General features: G+C 56.5%; 29 protein-coding genes and 1 tRNA gene. 13 read left to right on the top strand and 17 right to left on the bottom strand.

What is annotated here, in order from left to right:
* Positions 1–52: 52 nt before the first annotated feature.
* From SJY36_RS11505 to SJY36_RS11525, 5 genes are all read right to left on the bottom strand, one after another.
* Entirely contained in the window at positions 53–442 is a 390-nt protein-coding gene (locus SJY36_RS11505; RefSeq protein WP_197145784.1) for a hypothetical protein, read from the bottom strand.
* Positions 442–825: a DUF1064 domain-containing protein gene (locus SJY36_RS11510; RefSeq protein WP_386175240.1), complete on the bottom strand. Its 384-nt coding sequence runs from the start codon at positions 823–825 to the stop codon at positions 442–444. Before SJY36_RS11510 ends, SJY36_RS11505 begins: the two co-directional genes overlap by 1 nt.
* A complete protein-coding gene (locus tag SJY36_RS11515; protein WP_386175243.1) occupies positions 818–1,105 on the bottom strand; it encodes a hypothetical protein in 288 nt (95 codons plus the stop codon). Before SJY36_RS11515 ends, SJY36_RS11510 begins: the two co-directional genes overlap by 8 nt.
* Positions 1,102–1,959, bottom strand: a complete 858-nt coding sequence (locus tag SJY36_RS11520) for a helix-turn-helix domain-containing protein (protein WP_386175246.1) — start codon at positions 1,957–1,959, stop codon at positions 1,102–1,104. Before SJY36_RS11520 ends, SJY36_RS11515 begins: the two co-directional genes overlap by 4 nt.
* Positions 1,960–2,178: 219 nt before the next feature.
* Positions 2,179–2,523, bottom strand: a complete 345-nt coding sequence (locus tag SJY36_RS11525) for a hypothetical protein (protein WP_386175249.1) — start codon at positions 2,521–2,523, stop codon at positions 2,179–2,181.
* Positions 2,524–2,579: 56 nt separating this feature from the next.
* On the opposite strand from SJY36_RS11525, the gene SJY36_RS11530 reads away from it, so the two are divergent.
* Positions 2,580–3,071, top strand: coding sequence for a hypothetical protein (locus tag SJY36_RS11530; protein ID WP_386175252.1), 492 nt, complete (start codon positions 2,580–2,582; stop codon positions 3,069–3,071).
* Between the two features lie 11 nt (positions 3,072–3,082).
* Here the strand turns inward: SJY36_RS11530 and SJY36_RS11535 are convergent, their stop codons facing one another.
* Positions 3,083–3,304 carry a hypothetical protein gene (locus tag SJY36_RS11535; protein WP_386175255.1) on the bottom strand — a complete coding sequence of 74 codons (222 nt, stop codon included), beginning with the start codon at positions 3,302–3,304 and terminating at the stop codon, positions 3,083–3,085.
* Between the two features lie 87 nt (positions 3,305–3,391).
* Between SJY36_RS11535 and SJY36_RS11540 the strand changes: the two genes are divergently transcribed.
* The 9 genes from SJY36_RS11540 to SJY36_RS11580 all read left to right on the top strand — a co-directional run bounded on the left by SJY36_RS11540 (position 3,392) and on the right by SJY36_RS11580 (position 11,142).
* A complete protein-coding gene (locus tag SJY36_RS11540; RefSeq protein ID WP_386175258.1) occupies positions 3,392–3,706 on the top strand; it encodes a hypothetical protein in 315 nt (104 codons plus the stop codon).
* Positions 3,707–3,920: 214 nt separating this feature from the next.
* Entirely contained in the window at positions 3,921–4,424 is a 504-nt protein-coding gene (locus SJY36_RS11545) for a hypothetical protein (RefSeq protein ID WP_386175261.1), read from the top strand.
* A complete protein-coding gene (locus SJY36_RS11550; RefSeq protein WP_386175264.1) occupies positions 4,421–4,699 on the top strand; it encodes a hypothetical protein in 279 nt (92 codons plus the stop codon). Before SJY36_RS11545 ends, SJY36_RS11550 begins: the two co-directional genes overlap by 4 nt.
* A gap of 654 nt (positions 4,700–5,353) precedes the next feature.
* Entirely contained in the window at positions 5,354–5,554 is a 201-nt protein-coding gene (locus SJY36_RS11555) for a hypothetical protein (RefSeq protein WP_386175266.1), read from the top strand.
* Complete coding sequence (locus tag SJY36_RS11560) at positions 5,551–6,585, top strand: tyrosine-type recombinase/integrase (protein ID WP_386175269.1); 1,035 nt, start codon at positions 5,551–5,553, stop codon at positions 6,583–6,585. The genes SJY36_RS11555 and SJY36_RS11560 overlap by 4 nt, the downstream gene beginning before the upstream one ends.
* Before the next feature lie 624 nt (positions 6,586–7,209).
* Positions 7,210–7,719 carry a hypothetical protein gene (locus tag SJY36_RS11565; RefSeq protein WP_386175270.1) on the top strand — a complete coding sequence of 170 codons (510 nt, stop codon included), beginning with the start codon at positions 7,210–7,212 and terminating at the stop codon, positions 7,717–7,719.
* Between the two features lie 4 nt (positions 7,720–7,723).
* A complete protein-coding gene (locus SJY36_RS11570) occupies positions 7,724–8,653 on the top strand; it encodes an FRG domain-containing protein (RefSeq protein WP_386175273.1) in 930 nt (309 codons plus the stop codon).
* Between the two features lie 644 nt (positions 8,654–9,297).
* On the top strand, positions 9,298–10,017 hold the full coding sequence (locus SJY36_RS11575) for a hypothetical protein (protein WP_386175276.1): 720 nt from the start codon (positions 9,298–9,300) through the stop codon (positions 10,015–10,017).
* Positions 10,018–10,161: 144 nt separating this feature from the next.
* Positions 10,162–11,142, top strand: coding sequence for a reverse transcriptase family protein (locus SJY36_RS11580; protein ID WP_386175278.1), 981 nt, complete (start codon positions 10,162–10,164; stop codon positions 11,140–11,142).
* Between the two features lie 111 nt (positions 11,143–11,253).
* On the opposite strand, the gene SJY36_RS11585 is transcribed toward SJY36_RS11580, so the two are convergent.
* From SJY36_RS11585 to SJY36_RS11630, 10 genes are all read right to left on the bottom strand, one after another.
* The gene (locus tag SJY36_RS11585) at positions 11,254–12,507 is read right to left on the bottom strand and encodes a three-Cys-motif partner protein TcmP (protein WP_386175281.1); all 1,254 of its coding nucleotides are present in this window, start codon (positions 12,505–12,507) and stop codon (positions 11,254–11,256) included.
* 19 nt (positions 12,508–12,526) lie between these two features.
* The gene (locus tag SJY36_RS11590; protein ID WP_386175284.1) at positions 12,527–13,360 is read right to left on the bottom strand and encodes a DUF5131 family protein; all 834 of its coding nucleotides are present in this window, start codon (positions 13,358–13,360) and stop codon (positions 12,527–12,529) included.
* Positions 13,361–13,570: 210 nt separating this feature from the next.
* Positions 13,571–13,644 (bottom strand) — tRNA-Cys (locus SJY36_RS11595).
* Positions 13,645–13,781: 137 nt separating this feature from the next.
* Complete coding sequence (proB, locus tag SJY36_RS11600) at positions 13,782–14,942, bottom strand: glutamate 5-kinase (RefSeq protein ID WP_005849359.1); 1,161 nt, start codon at positions 14,940–14,942, stop codon at positions 13,782–13,784.
* A 157-nt stretch (positions 14,943–15,099) separates the two neighbouring features.
* The gene (locus SJY36_RS11605) at positions 15,100–15,543 is read right to left on the bottom strand and encodes an acyl-CoA thioesterase (RefSeq protein WP_386175288.1); all 444 of its coding nucleotides are present in this window, start codon (positions 15,541–15,543) and stop codon (positions 15,100–15,102) included.
* Positions 15,543–16,703, bottom strand: coding sequence for an iron-containing alcohol dehydrogenase (locus SJY36_RS11610; RefSeq protein WP_386175291.1), 1,161 nt, complete (start codon positions 16,701–16,703; stop codon positions 15,543–15,545). Before SJY36_RS11610 ends, SJY36_RS11605 begins: the two co-directional genes overlap by 1 nt.
* A gap of 257 nt (positions 16,704–16,960) precedes the next feature.
* Positions 16,961–19,222, bottom strand: a complete 2,262-nt coding sequence (ptsP, locus tag SJY36_RS11615) for a phosphoenolpyruvate--protein phosphotransferase (RefSeq protein WP_005849365.1) — start codon at positions 19,220–19,222, stop codon at positions 16,961–16,963.
* 161 nt (positions 19,223–19,383) lie between these two features.
* Positions 19,384–20,622: an aspartate kinase gene (locus SJY36_RS11620; RefSeq protein ID WP_386175294.1), complete on the bottom strand. Its 1,239-nt coding sequence runs from the start codon at positions 20,620–20,622 to the stop codon at positions 19,384–19,386.
* A gap of 161 nt (positions 20,623–20,783) precedes the next feature.
* Positions 20,784–21,257: a DUF1178 family protein gene (locus SJY36_RS11625; RefSeq protein ID WP_168592513.1), complete on the bottom strand. Its 474-nt coding sequence runs from the start codon at positions 21,255–21,257 to the stop codon at positions 20,784–20,786.
* A 57-nt stretch (positions 21,258–21,314) separates the two neighbouring features.
* Complete coding sequence (locus tag SJY36_RS11630; protein ID WP_005849371.1) at positions 21,315–21,773, bottom strand: NUDIX hydrolase; 459 nt, start codon at positions 21,771–21,773, stop codon at positions 21,315–21,317.
* A gap of 108 nt (positions 21,774–21,881) precedes the next feature.
* On the opposite strand from SJY36_RS11630, the gene modA reads away from it, so the two are divergent.
* The 3 genes from modA to modC are packed head-to-tail and all read left to right on the top strand — an operon-like array spanning position 21,882 to position 24,381.
* Positions 21,882–22,610, top strand: coding sequence for a molybdate ABC transporter substrate-binding protein (gene modA / locus SJY36_RS11635; RefSeq protein WP_386175298.1), 729 nt, complete (start codon positions 21,882–21,884; stop codon positions 22,608–22,610).
* The gene (gene modB, locus SJY36_RS11640) at positions 22,607–23,296 is read left to right on the top strand and encodes a molybdate ABC transporter permease subunit (RefSeq protein WP_341205182.1); all 690 of its coding nucleotides are present in this window, start codon (positions 22,607–22,609) and stop codon (positions 23,294–23,296) included. Before modA ends, modB begins: the two co-directional genes overlap by 4 nt.
* Complete coding sequence (gene modC, locus SJY36_RS11645) at positions 23,293–24,381, top strand: molybdenum ABC transporter ATP-binding protein (protein ID WP_386175303.1); 1,089 nt, start codon at positions 23,293–23,295, stop codon at positions 24,379–24,381. Before modB ends, modC begins: the two co-directional genes overlap by 4 nt.
* Here the strand turns inward: modC and SJY36_RS11650 are convergent.
* Positions 24,378–25,142 carry an EcsC family protein gene (locus SJY36_RS11650; protein WP_005849379.1) on the bottom strand — a complete coding sequence of 255 codons (765 nt, stop codon included), beginning with the start codon at positions 25,140–25,142 and terminating at the stop codon, positions 24,378–24,380. The two genes, modC and SJY36_RS11650, sit on opposite strands and share 4 nt — an antisense overlap.
* Positions 25,143–25,179: the final 37 nt, after the last annotated feature.

The raw sequence follows: 25,179 nt of genomic DNA on the forward strand, positions 1-25,179 counted from the left end.
TCGTCCGCCACTCACGGTACGTCCCTTTCATTGGGTTGGATTGCGGGTCGCATCATGCTGACCCTTCCTGCAGCGCGATGATCTCTCGAACCCGATAGGTTGAAAGCTCGACACGGTCTGCGATTTCGTTGATTTCCATGCCTTCATTCAGCATCCGCATGATCTCGCGATCGCGATGCTTGCGATGGATGAAGCGGCAGTTACTTGGCTGCAGGATCATTCCTGAGAAGGCGTAGACCATCTTGCAAGCATCCTGCCATCCGAGCAGCTCGACCAGCTTGTGATCAAGTGAAATTCGCTTTGGGATGTAGACACAAACACGCCAAGAGCGTGATCCGGAAACCGGCAGCTTGCCAATGAACTCGAGCGCCTTGTCACGCCCAATCACTTCCGCAATCTCTTGCACGGACTCTGGCAGCCGTGCGACCAACTCACGTCCCATCAGACCTCCACCACCTCGATGCCTTGGGCACCGGCGACAGCCCGACGGACCTCGTAGTCACGGGTGGGCATGCCCTTTGCGTCCTCGTAGACCTGCAGCCCGGTCTTCAGATCGACATAGCCAAAATCAACCGTGATCCGCATCTGCCGCCCTTTCCGAGACAGCAACGGTCCGTCGCGCCCAACAAGCGGAACGACCACCTGGCGCTTTAGGTCAGATATCTGCCCAGCGCGCTGGCGAAGGCAAAGCTGCGCCCAGCGCGCTGCCTCTTTCTTGGAATCGAAGGTTACCCCATCCACCACGGTGCGCTGGGCCCCGTACTTTTGGCTCTTTGGCTGGGATTGCGTCGCACGTAGATCGGCGGCGGTCATACGTTCAACCACGCTCGGCCCCCTTCCGCTTCGCCATCAATTGGGTAGCCGCGAATTTCAGAGCCCGCGCAACATTGGCCGCCACAGGATCGGTAACGCCGAGCCCGAACTGGACCTGGTAGGCTCCTTGAATCTCATCGATGGAATGAAAACGTTTCCGGTATGGGATATCCCTATAGGGCCCAGGCCGCTGCGAGTGGATGACGCAATCCCCCGCGATCAGATCGACGGTCACAGTGACGCCATCGAAAGTGGTGCCATTGGTTGACGGATCGTTGTGGACCGAGCTCATAGGTCGATCCACACTGCCCGGCACTCTTGGGCGGAAACTAGGCCCTCGGTGCACAGCTGACGGGCCATCGCTGCCGAACAATGCCGCGCATTCTCAGCCTTCGTTCGGATCCAGCGCGCCCAGCGCTTTTTGACGGCATCGGCGTTGACCGTGTTTTTAGCTGCCGACTTAGCAAGGAACTGAACCCACCCCTGACGAGTGAGCCAATTCTGCGAATACGACACGTAGCGAAGTTCGTTGTCCTTCTGCTCCAGGGCGTAGGCTTTGGCACCGGAGAGGATGGCAGCGGGATCGGCACCGGCGGCAATCGCCTTCTTCAGCGCAGCCTCGGTTTCGACGGGGTCACCGGGACGCGGATGCGCTTCAAGGAACTCTTCCAAGAAATCCGAAGAAATTCCATTTGTCTGCGGGTCGGCTTCCGACGCGCAAGGTTCCTTTACAGGTTCTCTTACTGGTTCTTCTATATACAACTCCACCCCAGTGGAGACGGACCCCTCTAAAAGTGGAGACGGAACTGCCTCAAAAGTGGAGTCGGCTCCGGCTCCACTGAGTGGAGTTGGCTTTTGGGCTTCTGACAGCTCGAAACCAAGGACATATCGGGTCGGTTTTTGCCGGTTTGTGCGCTCGTCACGTTCCTGCTTTCTGCGGATCAATCCCTTACGCTCGAGCTCGCCCAGCGCCTTGTTCAGTCCACCATTCGACAGGCCTGTGTGGTCGCGCAAATAGGTCTGCTTCGGAAAGCAGCCCATGCTGGCATTGTGACAATCGCATAGGTGAAACAGCACCCTAAACTCGCCATGCGTCATGTCGTTGGGCGGCACCGTTGCCAACCAGTGGGTAGCAGCGTGGCTCATAGCATTTCCTCACACCAGCGCGCCCGGGGCAGGCTCACGCCCAGCGCAACCATGCAAACGATCCGACGAGCAGACCGAATGCACTGAATTGAAAGTGATAATTGATTTACTGCCGCACCCACGAATTTGCTGCTGTGCAGCATGTCAGGCAGTAACCGCCCCGCCATAAGTCCGGCGATAAGTCCGATGCAGGGCAAAAAAATATGCGGAGCGCCCATGTCAGCTGGCCTCCGCAAATAGCATCTGAAAAGCGATCAGGCCGTGCTCACGCATTGCCACGGCAACGTGGCCACCATTGGCCCCAAATTGCCCTTTCCACCAGTTTCTGGCGGTTCTTTCGGACACTCCGAACACATTCGTGACATGGCCGATGTTTCGATAGTTGGCGACGATGTATGCCTGCCAGCGCGCTGGGAAGTCACGGTGTACTTGATACGCATCGTACCCCGCACGGGACCCGGAGGAAGGTCCGCTCGTCTGCGAACCCTCTACCGTGACAGTGTCACCGTATGGAGAGCCATTCACATAAATCACGATTGGGGAACCCGCCGGCAACGCATTCATGTCGCGAAACTCCCTTTGGAGGTAACATTCGGAAACGAATCAACTTGGGGAAGACTGTGGATATCGAATTCCAATCCATCAGAGACGCGATTGAACTCGCGGAAGACACTGGCACGTCTGCGAAGCGGGCAACTGAAACCCTCGTCGAAATCAAACAGCTGTCGAAAACGGTGGAAGAGATCCCAGCTCCGGTAATCAAACTCGCCGCTAGCGAATTGCTGGCACAGGTGGCTAGCATCCAGGTCGCGAACGCGACGCTGATACAACGGTTGTCGGTGCTTGCCGCTTCGCTTGCGGCATCGAAGACAAAGCAGTCTGACTTCGACCGCTATGAACTTTGGAATACTCCTGCCGGCAGCCTCATGTATCGGCTGAAAGAAGGCCATGACATGGGAGAACCAGAGCATTTCATTTGTCCGAACTGCATGGCCAACAAGAGAAAGTCGTTTCTGCAAGGGAACAACACTAAGATCTGCAGTGGCTGCGAGACAGTATTCACCGTCGAGCCTCTCGGACACCCCTCCGCGATAAACAGGGTGGTAAACTGAAGGTGACCAGCTCATGCCGCGTCCTCCTCAATCTGCAGAAAGGAGAACATCGAACGTGGGGGTTCTTCCAAAGACGCATCGATCGCCATTTGGCAAAGCGCGTCGTACCAAGATGCAGGCAATACGCCGCTTTGCATCGCGGTATGCACGGTCGAAGGCTTCTTTCTCAAAATTCGCGCAACGGCCTGATAGCCACCCAATGCCGCAATTACAGTTCGTGTTGGTTTATCCATAAATCGCACTTATTACGGTTTTTCCGTAATAGCAAGATTTTGGTGCTCCTCTGATGCGGAAATTCCAAAATCGAGCGATGTAGAATTATGGATTACTTAGAGCGCCAACGCCGACTTCGAGAGAAAATTGTCACACAGGAGGCCATTCACACACGGATGGTGGCCGCCCGATTGGCTACCGGGAAATCAGCAAAGCAATTAGCCGAGAACGCTGGCATCACATACTCGACATTTAAAACCCAAGAGTACGCAGGATCACCGTCACTGAAAACTTTGGACTTCTACTGGAAGGCACACCAAATCGATCCCAATTACATCATGGGCGGCGACGCCGCGAGAATCCCAGCCGACGTTCTTGAAGAGCTTCTGAAGCACCTGGACGACCCCGAAGCCAATACCTAACGAACAGCACGCGCGTAAGATCCCAGCCCATAAATAAACAAATCCTTGCGACAATGCGCAGCCACATCCACCTAGCCCCCAAGATGTTCACGTTTTACCCTCACACCCCGAGAACCCAAGATCAATCGCAATATCAACATTTACGGTTTTTCCGTATTTCTGATTGACATTCTACGGTTTTTCCGTAATTACTCCCTCAACCAAGGAGGTAATCATGAAAAGTCACATTGGAAAGCCACCAACTGGTGCCGACCTAGCCAAGGCGATAAATGGCGCAAGCAGCAAGCAGACACAGTGCCATGACTATCAAGCACACTGCCAAAAAGATGGTGAGACCGGGGTTGTCGTACATGATGGTCAGCATTCGCTGAGCCTCCTTAAATTTTCTCCACGCTCCAGCGAGCTTGAGATCACAGCTGCGTTTCATCCCGTATTTCCTTTGTTTTTGCGGGATGGATTGGATGTCGGTGTTGGTAGCGCCGGCATCCTGCCCGCGGACAAGTCATGCAAACAGACTTGCCCGCGGGTAATCCAATTTCCTCTGGCGGTTCCCCCGCCTACTCAACTCGGCAATGCGATGGCGATCGCTAGCCACCCTGAGGTGGCCTACGATCGCCCTCTCCTACGCCGTCTTGCCTGGTCGACGCTGATGGCGGATCGCGGCCACAGGGTGAACCAGACACGCTTAGCGCAGTTGCAACGGGAGATGGCACTATGAGCACCCGGAAGCTGACAGAGTTGCAGCTAGCAGCGTTGATCGATGCACACCGATCGCTGAACTACGGCGGCCTCATCGAAATGCCCTCTCGCAACCCACTGGACATCGTCTGGACTGCTATGAACCCAACCTACAAAAAGCGCCACGCCGACAGCACAGTGCAGCTGCTGGTGCGGGCTGGATTGCTTCAGGTCTCCGGTGAGAAGCCCGATCGCAGAGCACATCTCACTGAAAATGGGCTCATGGAACTGGATATCGAGGGCATCTGCGAATGACGCCTCTGCTGCAAGGAATGTTGACATGCCATTAGGATCTGCCACACTCATCAGTGGAATTGCACTCCGCAACAGTGTTGCAATTTCCCATCGGCCCTCGAGCAGTAACTCCCGCTCGGGGGCACCCCTTCCCTGCGAAGCACTAGGTCAATCCGGATTGCGCAACTCAATCCGGATTGGCTCTTTTCCCAAAGGCACCGCCTTTACGTGCGAAAAAGTTGACAAATTCGCAGTTTTTCCCAAACTTATAGGCAGGCTTGCAACTAGCGTGGCCCACGCCGCACCTTGGTTGCACCTAAGGTCTCAGCGCAGCTTAGGTGCAACCAAGCCATTCGGTTGGCGAGATATCCTCCATCACTCGAAGAGCGGACATATCAGAATGGACACATCGAAACCCAAGCCCTCTGGCCACTCTGAGCAAACGGCTGAGGCGGCACCGAATGTCGATGTGCAGACGAGCGCCTCCGTGAACTCGCGCTTCCCGTTTCACTTCCCCGAAGTAGGTGACGAGGTAATCTTTACCCGATCCCCCTCCCACGAGAGGGAAACCGGATACGTTATGTCGCGCGAATACGGTACAAGATGCATCGAGATAGTCGACGTTAATGCGAAGCCTCTGCGACTGCGACCCGGACAGTACAGGAGTGCAGCACGATGAACGCACACGTCAAACCGGCTTCGGGCACTACCATCTTGTCTCCTGCCCGCGTCGCTCTCTATGTGTCGACGTTGGAACAGAAGCTCGGCCGACAAATCGGCAAGGCAACGATTTTGCCAGGCGGCGGAATTGAGGTGGAGATAGCAGGCCATGACAAATCTTCTAACCCAGCTGACCTTGTGGACATGACTGAATGAAGGGACGCGATCTTCCCTCCTACATCCATCGGCGCAAGCGGGACGGTAAGCTGTTCTTCCGGAAGCGCTACGGCGCGAAGATCGTGGAGATCCCGCTGCAGACCCAGTTCCCAGCGGGCGACCCTGTACCCTTTGCTCTGCACCAGGAACGTGAGCGCCTACTGAACGCCCCCATGCCGGTGGCTGAGGATAAGACAGTCACTCACGTGATCGAGCGCTACGAGCGATCAGACGACTTTGCGAACCTCGCGCTGCGAACGAAGGCTGACTACCGGCAGCACCTAGACTTTCTTCAGGACAAGATCGGACACTTGCAGCCCAAGGCGATCGAACGTCACCACATCATCAAGTGGCGGGATACATGGGCAAAGAAAAGCCCGCACAAAGCCAACTATCGCCTGCGGATCCTGAAGATCGTGATGGAGCGGGCGATCGACTTTGGCCTGCTGCCAACGGGTGGCAACCGGGCAAAGGGCGTGTCCGAGGTGAAGTATGAGAAGAAAGAGCGCTTGCCGTGGCCGACCGTGATGATCGAAGCAGCCAGGGAACATGCCGAGCCTCGCACCCGGCTGCTGTTCGAACTTCTGCTCGGCACCGGCCAACGCATCGGCGATGTGCTCAAGATGAAGTGGTCAGACTTCGACGGAGAGGCGATCAGCGTCCGCCAGGGCAAGACCAAGGCCAATTTATGGATCCCAGCGCCCCAGATACTCCTGCAGTCGCTAGCAAGCGCCCAGCGCAGCTCGGTGTTCATTCTGACGAACCAGGCGCAGACAGGCCCTTGGTCGTACCGAGGTGCGGCCGACGGCATGATGAAGCTGAGACGCCAAATCGGTGCTGAACCTTACGACATCCACTCCCTGCGCTATACAGCGACAGCCGAACTGGCCCGAGTTGGCTTAGACGACGACTTGATCATGGCCATTACCGGCCACAAGACGCACCGTATGGTTCAGTTATACGCAGGCGCGGAACGGCAGAAGCTTCGTGCAAAGGCAGCTTACGTGGCGAGGTACCGCGGTTCTTCATGAATGCAGCGCCAGCCCCATAGCGCGCAGCCCGTCGGACACCGCAAGTTCCTACCGGCGCATTCGTACTAGTTGTGTGCATTCTACCCAGAGAAGAATCGTTGACGATCTGGCTTGAGCGGCGGACCTTGCACGAGCGGACCAGCCATACATCGAATTCAGCGCCTCGGCAGGTCCAGCATTTCGGCTGAGGTGAATAACGGATAATAATATGAAATTTCGCACCTTAGCTTTCGCCACGATGGTCGCATGCCAAAGCAGCACATCAATAGCGGATACAAATTTAGCCAAGACGACACCCGTTCAGTCTACCGCGGAAAGCAGCACGCCTGTAGACTTTTGGTCCCAAATTCTAAACGCTCGCGACGGCGCGGTCGTATATTCGGCAGCTTGCTGCAAGGTATGTAGCAAAGGAAAGGCGTGTGGGGATAGCTGCATCAGCCGGTCGTACACCTGCCGCAAAGGCGTCGGATGCGCTTGTGACGGTTAAACCTAGCAGCGAGACGCCAGAGCAAATCTTATGTAGTGCCGTACTCATACAGCGGATGGTGAAGTAGTGTCAGAATTGCGCCATCTATGCTGCCGAGTCATGTTTGCTCGACACCTCTATGAAAGCCCCTTGAACCGATGACGCTCGAAGATTTTATCGTATTGCTAGAACGGTTTCAGACTTCGATCGTTGGATTTTTCGGCTTTTTGGGCGTAATAATCACTCTGTTCGTGACGTCCTGGAGCTCTAAAAAAGGACATCAACGAGAGGTCACGACAAGGCGAAATGCGTTGCGACGTATTTTAGCTGCCGAGCTAAGGAACTATGCTCGAGCACTTAGAAAAAATGTTGATCAACAAAAGCCGACCGAAGCGAACATATCTGTTGGGCGCATACGCAGATTACTTTCAGATCATCTAACAGCCGATCTTGGCCTACTTGCGCTACATGAGATTGATATCGTGGTGAATGCTTTGATCACCTTAGATGGCATGGATACTGTTCTGTCGAATATCGCAACGCAAACCTTAGATGACCGGTTTCTATTTGCCTCTAGTTCATGGGAGGAACTATGCAACATAAATGCGACGGCGGCAGAAGCTCTGGATTATGCAGTTCAGGCTCTCGAAATTTCAAATAAGGGCTGAACCATTGACTATCAAAAAGAGTAAGCAACCTCGTAGCGTTAGCGATTTTCTCGAGGCAATATATCAAATAGACCCTGAGGACGAAGTGCTCTGCTTTCGGGGAGAGGCCAACGGCGCTTGGCAAACTAAGCCATCTGTCATGAGAGCGCTCAAAGACGACGCAGAACGTCACATTATCAGCGAACTCACATTAGAAGCTTCAAGCGAATTCCTATCTGATACGTCGATGTTCAAAAAGCTTGTACGAGCCCAGCATTTTGGGCTGCCTACAAGACTTTTAGACGTTAGCCTCAATCCATTAGTGGCCTTGTATTTTGCCTGCTCAGATCATTCGCAAATGGGGAGTGCAGGCCAATTAATCATATATAGATTCAAGCGCAACAGGGTTAAATTTGCAGATAGCGATGCCGTAAGTATTGTGAGTAATCTCGCAAACTTGCGCGATGATGAAAGAATCGAGCTCAACACAGAAGCAAAAGCATATCTAAACAAATACACTACAGAGGAGCGCAAAAACCCAGATCTTCGCACGGATTTCAACAAGCTGAAGTCGGCGGACAGGTTGGCCCAATTTGTGAGAGTTGAAAAGCCATATTTTCGCGCAAATATAAACCCTGTTGATCTCAGGAAATACTATTTCGTTTACCCTCATAAGGATAATCGAAGGATAATTGCACAGTCTGGTGCATTTATCATCGCTGGACTTTTATCCTACCAGCGGGCGAGCTCATCTAAAGGCTTTGCGGTTGAAAAGATTGAAATACCCGCAAACGCAAAAGAGACGATAATCAGCCAACTTGACAAAATAAACATCAATAAAAGAACATTATTCCCTGAAATAGAATCTACGTCAAGATACATTAAGGAGCGATGGACGGCATCGAACGAGGTGATCGAAGATGTTGACGATTCAGATGATGAGGGCGGCGAATAGTGCATCCCTCCAAAATTTGCCTGTCGCATTTAATCGAAACGATCAAGATCATAAGAATTGACGATAAGATATGCGAAGCACACTCTTTGTGCAGTGATGTCTATGCCCAAGGTTTTTTAAGATAGCACGCAGGAGGCTTTAATCAATGGCATTTGAAGGCGATATACACACAGTTGGGCATCACCTACAGAGCCACGCCCACAATCTTGGAGGTACTGAGAGGGATGCATACGCTCGATCCGCTTTCAACCGATATTATTACAGCGTCTTTTTGAAAACTCGCGATCTTTTCAAGTTTCTCAATCCTGAGTGGTCAAGGTTACCACATTCGCAATATCCCATCACACTGAGAAGTGCGGTACGCAAACGGATGAAAGTTGGATGGAGTAGAGCCCGTAGAGACGATGATTCCAAACTTTTACGTGATATAGAATCTGCTATGAGAGCTATAGATGCTTTAAGCAACCTGCTTGAGCAAGCGTACGCAGTCAGGGTGGTGGCCGATTACGAGCCCGAACAAGTGGTCGAGTTTAGTGGGGCAAACCGATTTTCTCTTAAAGAGGTTGAAATAACTTCAGCTCATGAATGGCGAGCTAAATGCGATACGTTTTGCACCGATATACAATCAGCATGGGTTCAAATAAATGTTTAATAAAGAGAAAATATCCAAAATAGCGCTTGGAAGTGGCCTCGCTTTGATCGGAGAACCCGTAAATGATCCAGATACCGAAAAAGGTTTAATACTTTTTGTAAAAGCAATCGGAGGAGATGCCTCTCCGATAAATAAAAGAATTTCGAAATTTCACAATCGCCTAGCCGCCGAAGACATCGTAGCGAAAATTGCAGCTCCAGACGATAGGACCAAGCAGATTGAGGCGTTTCTGAGCGCGACTTTAAAGGGTGCTCTCCCAGACCTTGAAGCTGATGTAACCCTAGCGTTCGAAAAGAATAGCGCAGCAGTTTGGATAAGTTTGCCAGATGGCAGTCAAAAACAAGAAGCGGAGGCAGTTGAGGCGTCTGCACGACGCTTTCTCTCCGAGCTAGGCATAAACGACGTAATCGTCAAATTTAAAGCAGACCAGAATTTTCTCTCTAATACTGCGTGCTTACGGATTTTACGACGAAACTCTCCTTGCAGTGCTGAAGAGTTAGTCCAATATTTGGTTCGTCCTGGCTTTGATCAGATGAGTCTAGACGATGTTAGACGTTTCCTTGATACAGCACGGCGCAAAGGCCTTGTAATCCGCCGACACGATAAAAAATACATTGTTACCCTAAAATGTCTTATGGACCTTGGCAGCAGTCGTGATCGATTCAGCCCTGATATCTCGCGGGCACTTGCGCTGCGAAACTTGGGGGCTTAAGTTGGTATCGTGGGAACCTCCGGCGAAGGTGTGTATCACACCTGTTTGTCGAGGCTATATATAGAAGGTTCCGCCATCTTCGCTTGGCGATGCCTTCAGATCGCCAATCGAAGATGGCGGTACTTACGAAAGGTAACTTTGCTAATGAGGTTCCCACACCCAGATTTCGATGAAATCTGCTTATTTGCACATGAACCTGGTATCCTTATTAAGGCCCTTGGAACTTATTCCAACGAAGACGAGCACCGGTTGATACGAGCTTACTGCGACCAGAAACTCCCTCCGGTTACTTCTGTCGAGGCCCTATCAGTAATGACTGGATTTAACCCTGGCTTCATATGGTCGATATTAACCCGTACAAGTAGGCATTACAGGACATTCGAAATACCCAAGGGCAATGGAGCCCCCCCCCGGGTAATAAACGCCCCAAAAGTTGGTCTGAAAGCTATACAGTCATGGCTTTCGATCCAGTGGGTAAAGAAATTCGTTCACCACCCAAATTCTTTTGGTTTTACACCCGGAAGATCTCACGTGGATGCCGCCAAATCGCATGTGGGTGCTGAATGGGTGATATCGGTAGATATCGAGAACTTCTTTCCCTCAATTCAGGAGGCAAGGGTAAGAGACGCGCTACACGATCTTGGGTACCAGGAGAACTCAGGTTCGCTTATGCTATCTAAGTTGCTATGTTTTAATGGCGCATTGACTCAGGGGTCCCCTGCAAGCCCGGTCATATCAAATGTGGTATTGCGAAAATTAGACGAAAAACTGACCGCATTGGCCGAAGTTACAGGTGCAGTCTATACGCGGTATGCCGACGATATTGTGTTCTCGGGTCAAGGTTTACCACCTACCTTATTGTCAGAAGCACTGCTGACCGAGATTACAGACGACGGGTGGAGAGTCGCTGAGAACAAATCAACCGTCAGCATCTTGCCTGAGAGATTAAAAGTACACGGCCTTCTGGTTCACGGATCTTCTGTAAGACTGACGAAGGGTTACAGGAATAAGATTAGAGCTTATCGACATCTTTTGAAATCCGGAAAAATTTCGGAAAAGGATCTGAAGAGCGTCCATGGACACGTGGCTTATGCGGCGTATGTTGAAAAATCGGCCGCTTCTTAGTGATATCAGTTTTATCGAAAAAACTGACTAAACCTCTGAACCGGGGCGGCACAAAAGGCCAATATCTTCATCGGTAATAGCTGATATAAAATCCGAAAATGTACCTTTAATCTAAATATTTCGATTAGCCCCAAAATTTCCAAAAATATGAAACGATCTTTGATTTGCTAGCCGAAGGGTGTCACCAACTTGTATTGAATTTGCGCTGCGTCGAAATCCACCATTCGGTGTTATTACTTGTATATCCGGATTTATCATTATTGCTTCGTTGATATCATTAGCATGTGCAGGGGTATCATTATAGGCGCTTTGGTAAAAATCCTCTACAAGCATGGCATCGCCTGATGACTTAATCCAGTCGGGGATATCGTCATATAGAGCTCTTAGCGCACCTTCTCTCGCCGCCGTATCGAAGAAATATGGGCTACCTTCGTCGTCCGGGTTATAGGACATCATATTGAGACCGGATCGACCGAAGTGAGCCTGTGAGCTAGCATTGTCATGTAGCACTTGATTGTAAACCTGCCTTGCACGGTAGTTTTTCGAAAAGTGTACTAGCCAGTAACGCCATCCCTCAGGATTGTTAATTGAGAACGGGCTGTGAAATTGAGCAACATCCTTAAACACATTGTATACAAGCATTTCGGCTCTTCCTAACCACGTCTCACAATTCATAAACCCGTCAAGCGTCGAGACTTGTGCTGGTTCTACACCGTAGGAGCCCAACTGTTTAACAAGCCCGGCCGGATTAGTCCTCTTGAGGTAAGCCAATAGAGAGTCGATCATGAACGTATAAAATATTTCGACCGAGCCGTTGAGACGCATGATACGCTTTAGAGTATCTATTTCGATATGTCGCGTTCCGCACTGATCAAGATTAAACAGAACATTTTTGAATTTCACTATACGGAGTATTTCTTCAACCTCAGGATAAAGCTCTTCAAATTTTTTGCACCTAAATTCGACGCGAAGCGTTAGTTTCGGCGCGGTTTCTCGCAAATTAGTTATCGTGGCGGCTACTGCCTCTTCAAGAACCGTAACGACATCTGGTTGAGCATCATTTAGGATTAATAGACATTCCAACTCTATTGGCTTCATGCCGCTAACGGCTCGATCTATGTTCAGCTTGTTGCTGGCCTTAATTAGCTCTTCAATAAAAATTATGGGGGAACCAGCTCCACCATCCAAGTATCGCCCGCCACCCGCAAAACCGTCGACGACGGCGACCCTGAACCTTTCTTGCTGAGGTAGGCCGCAGCGGACCCGAAGGTATTCCGCAAAATATTCGCGTACCACCTTGTGTTTTCTAGCAGTATGCAAGTCTAACTTAGGTCCGCTCTCCCAATCATACTGTTTTTTTACCAAATTAAGATCCTAGTGTTGGTTATGAGCTAGCTATCCTAGGAAGTTGGTCCCAATGTTGACCATCTAGAACCCGCCCGGCCAACTTCTTTCCGATGCGAATCATTGTAGTACCGTCGGACACAACCTTCGAGTGAGTCGGTCTAGCCGTCAACATATTGATACCATCTCCTGGGGCCCAATCCCCCCACTGCTTGAAGTGAAAGGCTGTCTCAGTTCGCATACACTGTGAATGAAGGTCTTTGAACCAATGAGGTGAAGCTGGCCTTGCTTTGGGCCCGCTCTCACCACCGGTGATCACCCAATCGATTGAGCTGCTCAGCCAGCCTTCGATGTCTAGGGGCCCCAGAAGTGGCTCCGCTGATATAAACCGAACCTTAGCAGGTATCTTTGCCAGAAACGGGAGAAGCTCGTCAGCTCTATGCTGAAGCTCAACAGTTGTGCCCAACCAGATGTTATCTGGCCACTCCTGATGCCACCGTGCCATTCGTGAAACGTTCTGAGGACGTTTGGTTAGTATTAACCAATCAAGGTTCGGTGTCGCCTCAATCAGATCAAACAGGCGATCTCTTAGAGGTATGAGGTCATCACGATCTTCAAACACATCGGCCATAGAAGCACAGAAAACCCTAGGGCGACTCCCCTGCCCTTGCGCATCGCGGTTCCATTTTAATGGTTGCCGCCAGTGAGTGTCGCTTAACCGACGGCGCTCTGGTTTTGGTCCCCACACATCCTGCCCGACCCGTTTCGCCCATGCTTCAGCATAACAATTTTTGCAGGCTTCGGACACTTTCGTGCAGCCCCACCAAGGATTAAAAGTGTGTGTCGTCCACTCGATTTTTGAATTCGCGCCCATATCACCCTCCTGCGTTCACTAATGTTCTCGCATAGTTCCAACATCGGTTAAAGAACTTTAGAATACGAGTGACTGACCAAAGTTCTTGCTTCCAGCACAGCACAATGGGACTTCGGAAACAAAACGAAAACAGAACAAGAATGTGCGGCAGAGTGTGTGGCAACCACATTCTTGCGTCTGAGTGGCGTGGTCTAACTCTTTGAAATTAAATGGAGGCGAGTAGGAGAATCGAACTCCTGTACACGGATTTGCAATCCGCTGCGTAACCACTCCGCCAACTCGCCTCGGCCGCGATGACGCGGCTGGCACATGGGCCGCTGGCCCCTATGCGTTTGGCGCTTATCCCGATTTTCTCGGGAAATGTCTAGCCCAGTTTAAAGCAAAACGGCGGGAAAAATATCTCCCGCCGTGAAATGGTCAATTACAGGGAAATGACGGGCTTGTCGTCTTCTTCGGGCGCGTCGAGCTGCAGGTGGTGATCTTCGAGGATCAGGATGTTTTCCGCCCCCACAACCGCGCTTTTGGTTTTGTAGCCGATGACGTCTTCGATCTCCATCTCGGGGTTACGCGCCATCAGGATCGTCTCTTCGGACGAGAAGTTGGTCAGCCCGCGGGCGAACTCGTTGCCCTGCTCGTCATAGACGTGCAGCACATCACCTTTAGAGAATTCGCCCTGAATCGACACCAGATCATCACGCTGCAAGCCGCGTTCCTTGGCGGTGATCGCGCGGACAGCCTCGTCCGTGACGACCAGCGTTCCGGCAACCTGCAAACGGTTGCTTAGCCAGATCATCAGCGGCGACGCGGCCTTGGCCGACGCCAGACAACGGGTGTGGCGGCGTTCGTTGTTCAGTACCGAGGAAATCGGGCGTTCAATGATACCGTCGGCGATGATCGTCTCGACACCGGCGTTCTGTGCCATATTGGCCGCCAGCATCTTGGTCAGCATGCCGCCGCTGCCCAATTCGCTGATGCTTTTGGTGGATTCGAGGTGTTCGGACACATCTTCGATTTCCTCGATGAACTGGGCACCGGGTTCGGAGGGGTCACGGTCATACAACCCTTCGACGCTGGTCAGGATGATCAGGTGATCGGCCTCGACCATCTGGGCCACCTTGGCGGAAAGACGGTCATTGTCGCCCACTTTCAGGTCGCGAGTGGCAATGGAATCGTTCTCATTGATGATGGGCAAGATCTGGTTTTCAAACAGCCGCAGCATGGTGTTCTTGATGTTCAGAAAGCGGCGACGCTCTTCCATATCTTCGACGGTCACCAGCATTTGCGCCACGTCAAAGTTGTATTCGTTCGCAACCTGACGGTAGGCGTTCATCAGCAGTGGCTGACCACAGGCGGCCGCCGCTTGCTTGTCCAGAATACCGGCCTCTTCGGGGCGTTTCCCGATCATGTTCAGGCCAAGCGCGACCGAGCCTGACGAGGTCAGGATGATCTCGTATCCTTGGTCCTGAAGGTCCCCCAAATCCGCCATGAGACCGTTCATGAAAGCATAGCGCAATGTCAGCTTTTCTTCATTTGCCAACAGGCTGGATCCGATTTTAACGACGATACGTTTCTTCTTGGACACGGGGAGATTTCTCCGGTTTATTGTTAAATTTCAACACGTCATCCCGCACGACACAGAATGCCGCAACGCAGAAAAACGCTGTGATTCGGGGATGTATAACATGTGGACACCAAGCATTTGCAACCGCCAAGCTAGGGCGCGCGGGATTACGCCACGCTCAGCCCGTGGTTTTCAGCCCTTCTAGCGCGGTACGGGTCGCGGTGGGAATCTCGGTCGGGCGGTGGTCGTCGCGGTTCACATAGACATGCACAAAGAACCCTTCGGCAGAGGCGTTTTCCTCGTCGTTCCGGAACAGGCCCAGCTCCATCCGGACGGAGCTTTTGCCAAGCTGCGCCACCCGCAGCCCCGCTGTCACACGATCGGGGAAGGCCATCTCTCCGAAATAGCGGCAACCGGTTTCCACGACGAGCCCGAAGGCGGAGCTGGTCTGTGGGTCCAGCAGCCCCCGTTCGATCAGCCAGCCGTTTACGGCCGTGTCAAACAGCGCATAGTGCACGACGTTGTTCATATGCCCATAGGTGTCATTGTCGTTCCATCGCGTCTGCAATGGATAGAAATCCGCGAAATCGGCACGGGTGGCGGCAGGTGCGCGGGCGGCCATTACCAAGCCGCCTCGTAAATCGCCTGAGCATCGGCCTGTGTCACCTCGCGCGGGTTGTTCACAAGCAGACGGGCCTGCACCATCGCGTCTTCGGCCATCTTGGGGATCGCGGACCGGGGGATATCGACGTCGCGCAGGCGGGGCGGCAGCCCAAGCCGCCTGGACAGATCCGTCAGCGCATCAACGAAGGCGGCGGTGCGGGCCTGACCGCCTTCGACCTCTGCCAGGTCGGGGAAGGCATCGGCAGCGATCTCGGCATAGACACTGCCCGCTTGGGGCGCGTTGAAGCTCAGCACGTGGGGCAGCACCAGCGCGTTGGACAGCCCGTGCGGGATATGGAAGGTGCCACCGATGGGATAGGCCAGCGCGTGTACCGCCGCGACGGGCGCGTTGGCAAAGGCTTGCCCCGCCAGCATCGACCCCAGCAACATCGCGCCGCGGGCCTCTAGATTGCTGCCATCTGCGACAACGGTTTCGATATTGGCCCCCAGTAGGCGCAGCGCCTCGCGGGCAAGTAGCTTGGACACAGGGTTGTTGTTGGCATTGACCGAGGCATAGGATTCGATCGCGTGTACCATCGCGTCAACGCCTGTGGCCGCGGTGATCGACGCGGGCAGACCGACGGTCAGGGAGGCGTCCAGAATGGCCATGTCAGGCAGGATCACGGGCGAGGAGACGCCGCGCTTTTCCTCTGCCCCGACGGTGATGATTGACACAGGCGTGACCTCTGACCCGGTGCCAGCGGTGGTGGGGACCAAAACCAGCGGCAGGCGCGGCCCCTTGGCCTGCCCTACCCCCCAAGCGGCATCCAGATCCTCGTCAGAGCCAAGCAAAAGCGCCACAAGCTTGGCCACATCCTGCGATGACCCGCCGCCAAAGCCGATGACTCCGGTCGCCCCCGCGCTGCGCCCTGCCTCTACCGCGCGCATCAATGTCTCGCGCGAGGGGTCGGCCTCTACATCATCAAAGACGGTGACCTGATGACCGGCTTTCTCAAGCGCATCGATGCAAGGGTCGCACAGGCCAAGTTTGCGCAAACCTGGGTCGGTGATCAACAGGCACGTCTTGCCCAGCAACCCGCCTGCCAGCGCGGCGATACGCACGGCGGCCCCGTTTTCGAATACGACGGATTTTGTGGTGTTGAATACAAAAGGGTTCATATGCCCGCGCCTCTCCCATAGCTGGCTGCAGCGTTCCTCCGCGCTGCGACTTGGGGGCATTAAAGGGAATTATCCTGCACGCGCATAGCCGTTATTTCGGTTTCTTTTTTCGCTCTGCGAAACTGGGGTAAGAGCTTGGCCCGCCACGCGGCACATGTGCATACCCGCCCTGCGCGATTGGCTTTTTCGACGCGGCATCCAGCGTCTGCGTGGATAACTCGGGCGCGTTTGACACATCAGACAAGCCGTCAGGCCCTTCAGGGCAAGCGGCGGACTTCGTTGGTCTGGCTGCGTAGATACTCCATCACCGCGGGACGTACCGATTGATCCCCGCGATCACGTGCGGCATGGATCACCTCGCGGATTTCCCCCAGATCAGAGCGGTGCAACATGCTTTTGACCGGCCCGATGGACGCGGGACGCATGGACAGCGTTGTGATCCCGATGGCAGCAAAGCACAGCGCCTCTATGGGGCGGCCCGCATCCTCGCCACAGAACGATAGTGGCGTACCGGTTTCGCGGCAACGGTCTACGATGTTCTCTAGGAAGGTCAGGAAACTGACGTTCAACGTGTCATAGCGGCGGCGCACCAGCTCGTTCTCGCGGTCGGCGGCAAAGAAGAACTGCTTCAGATCGTTGCCCCCGATCGACAGGAATTCGACCTCTTCGAAGAACTTCGTCGGGGCAAAGGCCAGCGACGGGGTCTCGAGCATCGCGCCCACTTCGATTTGCGACGGCAGCACATGGCCCAAGCGCGCCTCGCGGGCGAGCGTCTTGTCCATCTCGGCACGGGCGGCGCGGTATTCTTCGAACTGCGCGACAAAGGGGAACATCACAGACAGGGGGCGCCCGTTCGCCGCACGGATCAACGCCTGCAACTGCATCCGCATCATGCCCGGTTTGTCCAGCCCGACACGGATCGCACGCCAGCCCAAAGCGGGGTTCGGTTCGTCGTTGGGCTTCATATAGGGCAGCACCTTGTCCGACCCGATATCCAACGTACGGAACACCACACGTTTGCCCGACGCGGCATCCAACACGCGGCTATAAAGCGCGGACAGTTCCGACCGTTTCGGCATCTGGCTGCGTACAAGGAACTGAAGCTCCGTGCGGAACAGCCCCACCCCTTCGGCCCCAGACCCGTCAAGCGAGGGAAGATCCGCCATGAGACCCGCGTTCATATGCAGCCCGACCCGCGTGCCGCATTTGGTGATCGCCGGTTTGTCGCGGATCGACGCATAGCGTTCCTGCGCCTCGGCCTGCATCGCGATTTTGTCGCGGAAGGCAGAAGCAACGGTTTCCTCGGGGCGCAGATGCACCACGCCCTGTTCGCCGTCCACCATGATCCGGTCGCCGTTCAGCGCATCATTGGTCACGCGGCTGGCGTGGACGATCAGCGGGATCGCCAGCGCCCGTGCGACAATCGCGGCATGGCTGCCAACCGATCCGCCCTCCAGCACGATACCGCGCAGGGAACGGCCGTATTCCAACAGCTCAGCCGGTCCGATGTTGCGCGCCACCAGAATAGGGTCGGTGGGCATCTCGGCCCCCGTGTTCGACCCCTGCCCTGTCAGAATACGCAGCAAGCGATTGCTGAGGTCATCGAGATCGGACAGACGTTCGCGCAGATAGGCGTCGGCGGCCTGCCCCATACGGGCGCGCGCCAGAGATTGCTCTTTCTCGACAGCCGCTTCGGCAGACAGGCCACGGCCGATGTCTTCCTCCATCCGGCGCAACCACCCTTTGGAGTTGGCGAACATCCGATAGGCTTCAAGCACCTGTTGCTGGTCCTTGTCCCCGCCCGCCATCGCCATCATCTGATCCACGCTGACGCGCAAATCATCGACCGCCTCGTTCAGGCGTGCGGTTTCACTGGCAGGATCGTCGGCCACAAGCTTTGACACAACAACGCGCGGCTCGTGCAGCCAGACGTGACCCTCGGCCACGCCCTCTTGCGCCACGGTGCCGCGGATCAGCACCGCCTGACTGTGCCGCGCCGACATCGCGGCACCCTCACCGACAAAGGCCCCCAGCTCGGTCATTTCGGCCAGTACCATGGCAACCACTTCCAGCGCATAGACCTCGTCAGCCGAGAATTCCCGCGCGGCCTTGGATTGCACCACCAGAACGCCCAGCATCTCGCCCAAGCGCTGCACCGGTATCCCCAGAAAGCTTGAATACAGTTCTTCGCCCGTTTCCGGCATAAAGCGGAAACCGGGGGCCTGCGGGGCATTGGGCGTGTTGATAATACGTTTGCGTTTGGCGACGCGGCCGACCAGCCCCTCGCCCATCTTCATGCGCGTCTCGTGGACCGCATCGGCCTTTAGCCCTTCGGTCGCGCAAAGCTCCAGCGTGTCTTCATCGCGGAACAGGTAGATAGAGCAGACCTCGCAGCCCATAGAGGACGCGATCAGATGCGTGATCTTGTCCAGCCGCGCCTGCCCTGCATCATCACTGGCCATGGCATCGCGTAAGCGACCCAACAGCTTGCGGCTTTCTGTCTCTATCCCATCAGCCATGTGATCATTTCCCCCCGGCGATGCCAGCTTAGATCACAGGCGTCCCAAAATTGAAACGCCTGATATCATTGACATCTATCATCTGCTCCCCGAGGCCGGAAGATGCGTTTTCCCCTGTTGCGGGAAAACGCTGTGATCTTCGCAGGTGGGGTGCCCGGGAATTAGGCGCGTTTGTCCAGCTCGAACGCGTCATGCAGCGCCTGAACGGCCAGCTCCATGTATTTGCGGTCGATCAGAACAGAGATTTTGATCTCGGAGGTGGTGATGACCTTGATGTTCACACCCTCGTTCGACAACACCTGAAACATCTTCGCCGCAACGCCGGTGTGGCTGCGCATGCCGATACCCACGACGGACACTTTCGCCACATCTGTGTCCGCGATCAGATCGTCGAAATTCAGCTCGCCCGATTTTTTCGCGGCATCAATCGCGACTTCCGCGCGTTTAATCTGATCGACGGGGCAGGACCACGTCATATCGGTGCGCCCCTCTTCCGAGATGTTCTGAACGATCATATCGACGTTCACGCCACCATCGCTGAGCGCGGTGAAGATCGCGGCGGCAATGCCGGGGCGGTCCGCGACCGATACCAGCGTCATCTTTGCTTCGTCACGCGAAAACGCGATACCGGATACTACATTGCTTTCCATAATTTCCTCCTCGGCGCAGACCAGCGTTCCAGCCTCGTCTGTTTGTTCCTCAAAACTGCTCAGCACGCGCAGCTTGACCTTGTACCGCATGGCCAGTTCGACCGACCGGGTTTGCAGGACCTTGGCCCCCAGCGACGCCAGTTCCAGCATCTCTTCAAAGGCGATCTTGTCGAGCTTGCGCGCCTTGGCGCTCACCCGCGGGTCGGTGGTGTAGACCCCGTCCACATCGGTGTAGATATCGCAACGCTCTGCATCAAAGGCAGCGGCAAAGGCGACGGCAGTGGTGTCCGACCCGCCACGCCCCAGCGTGGTGATCCGGCCCTCGGGGGAAACGCCCTGAAAGCCAGCGACAACCGCGACGCGCATGCCTTCGCCGAATTTCGCCATGATGTTTGCAGGCGGAATTTCCTCGATCCGGGCCGAGGAATGCGCAGAGGTCGTCTTGACCGGCACTTGCCAGCCCTGCCAACTGCGTGCCGGTACGTCCATTTCCTGCAAGGTCAGCGCCATCAGACCCGCGGTCACATTCTCGCCCGAGGAGACGACAGCGTCATATTCGCGCGCGTCATATAGCGGAGAGGTTTCGTTCACCCAGCCGACCAGCTCGTTCGTCTTTCCCGACATGGCGGAAACGATGACGATCACGTCATAGCCCTTGGCCACTTCAACGCCCACGCGTTTGGCCGCGCGGCGGATACGGTCCAAGGTGGCCACCGACGTGCCACCAAACTTCATCACCAGAACAGGCATATGTCCCCCGTTGCAAAACTCCGGCGCGGTGTACGCGCAAGCGCCGCCCTTAGCAAGCCCGCAGGCCGCTGTCGTAACGCAGGGAAATTATGTGTGAACCGCAAGTTGCAAGGTGACGCGGCGGGGTATTCGCCCGCCCAAGGTCGCCTGCGACCCGCCGTCTATGACGTGGTGCGCTTGGCCCGAAACGGCAGCGGCGTCAGCGGGATACCCTCTTCGATCAGGGCGACGGCTTCGTCCAGACGCGCCTCGCCATAGATTGACCGGTCGGGCGCATCCCCGATGTGGATGGCACGGGCTTCACGCACGAAATCATCGCCCACATATTCCGAGGAGGTTTCGACCTCTTTGCGCAGCGCCTTCAGCGCCTCTTCCAACGCGCTTTGAGGTTTCGATAGTACCGGCACTGCGGCGTCCGGCTTTTGATCACCCTCATTGCGGTTCTCGCGGCGCTCGCCGGTTGTGACACGGGGGGCCATCATGCCCTTGGTCACCTTGGTCGACCCACACAGCGCGCAGGTCAGATGCCCCGCCTGCGCCAGCGCATCAAAGGCGGCGGCAGATTTGAACCAGCTTTCAAACTGGTGGTCCTGATCACATTTCAGCGAAAACTTGATCATCGCGCCCGCAGGCATCCTCTCATCGTTAAGATACGTTAGAAATGGGGGCGCAAGCCGGTCCCGTCAAGCGGCTCAACTCCGCCCCCGCGGATCGAAGTCCCGGATCATGCGCGCCAGCTCGGGCTCTGACACCATTTTGGCGGCCTTCTTGCGCGACATCCACTTGCGCCGGCGCTGGCCGGCTTCGGGGTATTTATCGGCGGTGATCTTGACCTCTACGGGGTAGAGCATGGCCACCACCGGCAGCATCTCTCCATCGTCCATTTCCTTTGTGTAGGAATAGACGCCAAGGCAGCCACCCGTGACCCGCCCGCGCACGCCCGCTTCTTCCCATGCCTCGCGCGCGGCGGCGGCACCGGGGGTTTTGGCATCCATCGGCCAGCCTTTCGGCACAATCCAGCGTTTCGCCCCCCGAGACGTGATCAACAGCACCTGCACCTTGCCTTGGCGCACGCGGTAACACAGCGCGGCGAACTGTGTTCGCACCTCTCCCTTGCGGGCACCTTGCAGTGATATGGGCAACTGTTTCATGCGGGGCATTCTGTCTCCGGGGTGGTACGATAACAAAAGCCTACCCGTGCCGTGATGACAAGACCAGTCGCCCTTGCACGCCCCTACGGCATGGCGGATACTGCGGGAATGAAACGTTTTTTGCCGCTCATTTTTGCAGCGCTGCTGCCCACCCTCGCGCAGGCAGAGCAGCCTTCGGTGACGGTCTTTGCGGCCGCCAGCCTGCGCGGTGCCCTGGACGAGGTCGCGCGCGGCTATGACGGCGATGTGGCGCTGTCTTTTGGCGGGTCCGGCACGATGGCGCGGCAGATCGATGCGGGTGCCCCTGCCGATGTGGTCTTGCTGGCGGCACCGGTCTGGATGACATGGCTGCGGGATCGCGGCGCGGTCAAATCGGACGCGGTGGTTGATCTGCTGAGCAATTCGCTTGTGCTGATCGCACCCGCAGACAGCAATATCGCCCCGGACCCCGCCGATCTTGCGGGTGCCCTTGGCGATGCGCGGTTAGCGATGGGTCAACGGGACGCGGTGCCCGCTGGTATCTATGCGCGCGAATGGCTTGAGGCGACCGGACAATGGGAAGCGATCGCCCCGCATCTGGCAGAAACGGATAACGTGCGCAGCGCACTGGCTTTGGTCGCACGGGCAGAGACGCCTTTGGGCGTGGTTTACCGCACCGATGCTTTGGCCGAACCACAGGTCCGCATCCTTTACGATATCCCGCAGGGGACACACAGCCCGATCACCTACCCCGCCGCCGCGCTTACTGACAGCGGCGCGGCCTTCATGGCGCATCTGCAGTCCCACGACGCCCGCGCGGTCTTTGCCCGCCACGGCTTCAAGCCGCTGCCCGAATGACCGCAGACGCCGCCGCCTGGGACGCGCTGCGTCTGTCGCTTTGGGTTGCAGTTTGGGCGACGCTACTGGCGATCCCGCTGGCGCTTTGGGTGGCGTGGCTGCTGGCGCGGCGGGATTTCTGGGGCAAGGCGCTGCTGAATGCCGCCGTGCATCTGCCGCTGGTTTTGCCGCCCGTGGTCACGGGATATCTGCTGCTGATGGCATTCGGGCGGAACGCGCCCTTGGGCCGCGCATTGGACGCCATCGGGTTGCAACTGGCGTTCCACTGGTCCGGCGCGGTGCTGGCGGCGATCATCATGGGGTTCCCCTTGATGGTCCGCGCCATGCGCCTCGCGATAGAGGCGGTGGACCCCAAGCTTGAAAACGCCGCTGCCACGCTCGGTGCCCCCCGCGCGGCGGTTTTCGCCCGTGTCACCCTCCCCCTCATTTTGCCGGGTGTGCTGGCGGGGACCGTGATGGGCTTTGCCAAAGCTATGGGCGAATTTGGTGCCACGATCACCTTTGTCGCCAATATCCCCGGCCAAACGCAAACCCTGCCAAGCGCCATCTGGGCCGCCTTGCAGATACCCGGTGGCGAGGGTCAGGCGGTGGCGATGGTGCTTATGTCTTCGGCCATCGCGGTCAGCGCCGTGCTTCTGTCCGAGCTGCTCGCCCGCCGCGTTGCCAAAAGGATCGCGGGCACATGACGCTTTCCCTGTCCCTGTCGCACCGTTTTGACGGCTTCGCGCTGGACCTCGCGCTTGAAGCCGGGCCAGGAATCACCGCGCTGTTTGGCCGGTCGGGGGCCGGAAAATCCACCGTGATCAACGCTGTTGGCGGCTTGCTCCACCCCGACCGCGGGCGCGTCGTGATCGAGGACGAGGTGCTGCTGGACACCGAAGGCGGCATCTATGTCCCCCCCCACAAGCGCCGCCTTGGCACCGTGTTTCAGGACGCGCGGCTGTTCCCGCATCTCAGCGTGGCGCAAAACCTGATGTTCGGTGCCCGCTATGCGCCGCGGGGCAGCAGCGGCCCGTCACAACGCGACGTGGTGGCACTGCTTGGGCTAGAGACATTGCTCGACCGCGCGCCCGCCACGCTATCAGGCGGCCAAAAGCAGCGCGTCGCCTTGGGCCGCGCCTTGCTGAGCCACCCGCGCATGTTGCTGATGGATGAACCGCTCGCCAGTCTGGACGGGCCCCGCAAGCAAGAGATTTTGCCCTTTCTCGAACGGCTGCGCGACGGGCCGCTGGGGCTGCCGATCCTGTATGTCAGCCACGCAGTGGACGAGATCGCGCGGCTAGCCGATACGCTGGTACTGATCCAGAACGGACAGGTTCAGGCGCAGGGCCCGCTGTTCGATGTCATGGCCGATCCCGCCGCCGTGCCCCTGCTTGGTGTCCGCGAGGCGGGTGCCGTGATCGAGGCGGATGTCCTTGAGCATGGCAATGACGGGATCACGACCCTGCGGATCAGCGCCGGAGAGCTTGAGCTGCCCGGCGTGCACGCCGATGCCGGTGCCCGCGTGCGGCTGCGGGTGCTGGCCCAAGATGTGATCCTGTCCCTGACCCGCCCCGAGGGGCTAAGCTCGGTCAATGTGCTGCCCGTCACGGTCGAGGCGATTCATCCCGGCGACGGTCCGGGCGCGGCCATTGCCCTGCGTGCGGGGCGTGACCGGTTGCTCAGCCGTGTGACGGCCCGCGCTGTCGCCGAGCTTGGCCTGACACCGGGCATGATCTGCTATGCGATCCTCAAGGCCACCACGGTCGCGCCGGGCAGTATCGGACGCTAGGCGATCTTGCGCAGCCCGACCTTGGCGCGCAGCCGCTCGACCAGTTCTTCGTGGGGGACATCCGCATCAATCGCCAGCTTGCGCAGCCCGAAATGCACATGGGCCATGTCTTCGTAATAGCTGGTATAGGCATAGTTGGTCGCCGCACCGGCCACCGCCCCCAGCACCGGCACCGCCTGCGCGGCCAGCTTCTGCCCCAAGACCAGCGCCAGACGCGGAGCCACTTTGGCAATCACCGCCTGCATGGCGCGCCCGCTTAACGCGACCCGTGCAGATAGGAACGCCAGATCGGCGCCGTCATCCTCGGACAAGGGCCCCGCGGCGCTGAACACCTGCACGCAATCGAACTGCACATTCTCGGCATGGGCATCAAAGCCGTGTTCCACCGCCACCCCCTGAATAACGCGGAGCAGCAAGGTCGTCGTCACCGGCAGTTCTGCCAGTGCCGTGGGCAGGCCACCTGCGCCGCCCGCCGCCCCCATCGCCGCGCTGACCGCCTGGTTCAGCCAGCTTTTCTGGTCCGGCACCATCGACCGCGTCGACGTCGCTGCCTTCATCGCCTGGCCCAATGCCTTGACGGTGGCGCTTTCAAGATTGCGGCGCACGGGCGAGGGAAGCTTGTCGATCAGCCCCTCGGCGCTGCCGCCGATGACGTTCAACACATTGATACCCACGCCGCCCGCGCTTTTGTAGCGCTTGGCGATCTGGTCCAGCCGTGCCTCTACGTCAATGGTGCTGGGTAGGTTGCTTTCAATCTGCATGGGGTGGGGCCTCCGCCTGTTTGGCTAGAATGTGGGC

It is taken from the genome of Sulfitobacter sp. R86518 (assembly GCF_042466275.1).
Taxonomy (GTDB): domain Bacteria; phylum Pseudomonadota; class Alphaproteobacteria; order Rhodobacterales; family Rhodobacteraceae; genus Sulfitobacter; species Sulfitobacter pontiacus.

Bases quoted from the DNA above. Each gene is read 5' to 3' on its own strand.
- SJY36_RS11605 (WP_386175288.1), bottom strand. From the start codon at position 15,543: ATGGCCGCCCGCGCACCTGCCGCCACCCGTGCCGATTTCGCGGATTTC.
- ptsP (WP_005849365.1), bottom strand. From the start codon at position 19,222: ATGGCTGATGGGATAGAGACAGAAAGCCGCAAGCTGTTGGGTCGCTTA.
- SJY36_RS11590 (WP_386175284.1), bottom strand. From the start codon at position 13,360: ATGGGCGCGAATTCAAAAATCGAGTGGACGACACACACTTTTAATCCT.
- SJY36_RS11560 (WP_386175269.1), top strand. From the start codon at position 5,551: ATGAAGGGACGCGATCTTCCCTCCTACATCCATCGGCGCAAGCGGGAC.
- SJY36_RS11555 (WP_386175266.1), top strand. From the start codon at position 5,354: ATGAACGCACACGTCAAACCGGCTTCGGGCACTACCATCTTGTCTCCT.
- SJY36_RS11650 (WP_005849379.1), bottom strand. From the start codon at position 25,142: ATGCAGATTGAAAGCAACCTACCCAGCACCATTGACGTAGAGGCACGG.
- SJY36_RS11545 (WP_386175261.1), top strand. From the start codon at position 3,921: ATGAAAAGTCACATTGGAAAGCCACCAACTGGTGCCGACCTAGCCAAG.
- SJY36_RS11540 (WP_386175258.1), top strand. From the start codon at position 3,392: ATGGATTACTTAGAGCGCCAACGCCGACTTCGAGAGAAAATTGTCACA.
- SJY36_RS11610 (WP_386175291.1), bottom strand. From the start codon at position 16,703: ATGAACCCTTTTGTATTCAACACCACAAAATCCGTCGTATTCGAAAAC.
- modA (WP_386175298.1), top strand. From the start codon at position 21,882: ATGAAACGTTTTTTGCCGCTCATTTTTGCAGCGCTGCTGCCCACCCTC.
- SJY36_RS11535 (WP_386175255.1), bottom strand. From the start codon at position 3,304: ATGGATAAACCAACACGAACTGTAATTGCGGCATTGGGTGGCTATCAG.
- SJY36_RS11575 (WP_386175276.1), top strand. From the start codon at position 9,298: ATGTTTAATAAAGAGAAAATATCCAAAATAGCGCTTGGAAGTGGCCTC.
- modC (WP_386175303.1), top strand. From the start codon at position 23,293: ATGACGCTTTCCCTGTCCCTGTCGCACCGTTTTGACGGCTTCGCGCTG.
- SJY36_RS11515 (WP_386175243.1), bottom strand. From the start codon at position 1,105: ATGAGCTCGGTCCACAACGATCCGTCAACCAATGGCACCACTTTCGAT.
- modB (WP_341205182.1), top strand. From the start codon at position 22,607: ATGACCGCAGACGCCGCCGCCTGGGACGCGCTGCGTCTGTCGCTTTGG.
- SJY36_RS11505 (WP_197145784.1), bottom strand. From the start codon at position 442: ATGGGACGTGAGTTGGTCGCACGGCTGCCAGAGTCCGTGCAAGAGATT.
- SJY36_RS11565 (WP_386175270.1), top strand. From the start codon at position 7,210: ATGACGCTCGAAGATTTTATCGTATTGCTAGAACGGTTTCAGACTTCG.
- SJY36_RS11630 (WP_005849371.1), bottom strand. From the start codon at position 21,773: ATGAAACAGTTGCCCATATCACTGCAAGGTGCCCGCAAGGGAGAGGTG.
- SJY36_RS11520 (WP_386175246.1), bottom strand. From the start codon at position 1,959: ATGAGCCACGCTGCTACCCACTGGTTGGCAACGGTGCCGCCCAACGAC.
- SJY36_RS11525 (WP_386175249.1), bottom strand. From the start codon at position 2,523: ATGAATGCGTTGCCGGCGGGTTCCCCAATCGTGATTTATGTGAATGGC.
- SJY36_RS11550 (WP_386175264.1), top strand. From the start codon at position 4,421: ATGAGCACCCGGAAGCTGACAGAGTTGCAGCTAGCAGCGTTGATCGAT.
- SJY36_RS11625 (WP_168592513.1), bottom strand. From the start codon at position 21,257: ATGCCTGCGGGCGCGATGATCAAGTTTTCGCTGAAATGTGATCAGGAC.
- SJY36_RS11620 (WP_386175294.1), bottom strand. From the start codon at position 20,622: ATGCCTGTTCTGGTGATGAAGTTTGGTGGCACGTCGGTGGCCACCTTG.
- SJY36_RS11580 (WP_386175278.1), top strand. From the start codon at position 10,162: ATGAGGTTCCCACACCCAGATTTCGATGAAATCTGCTTATTTGCACAT.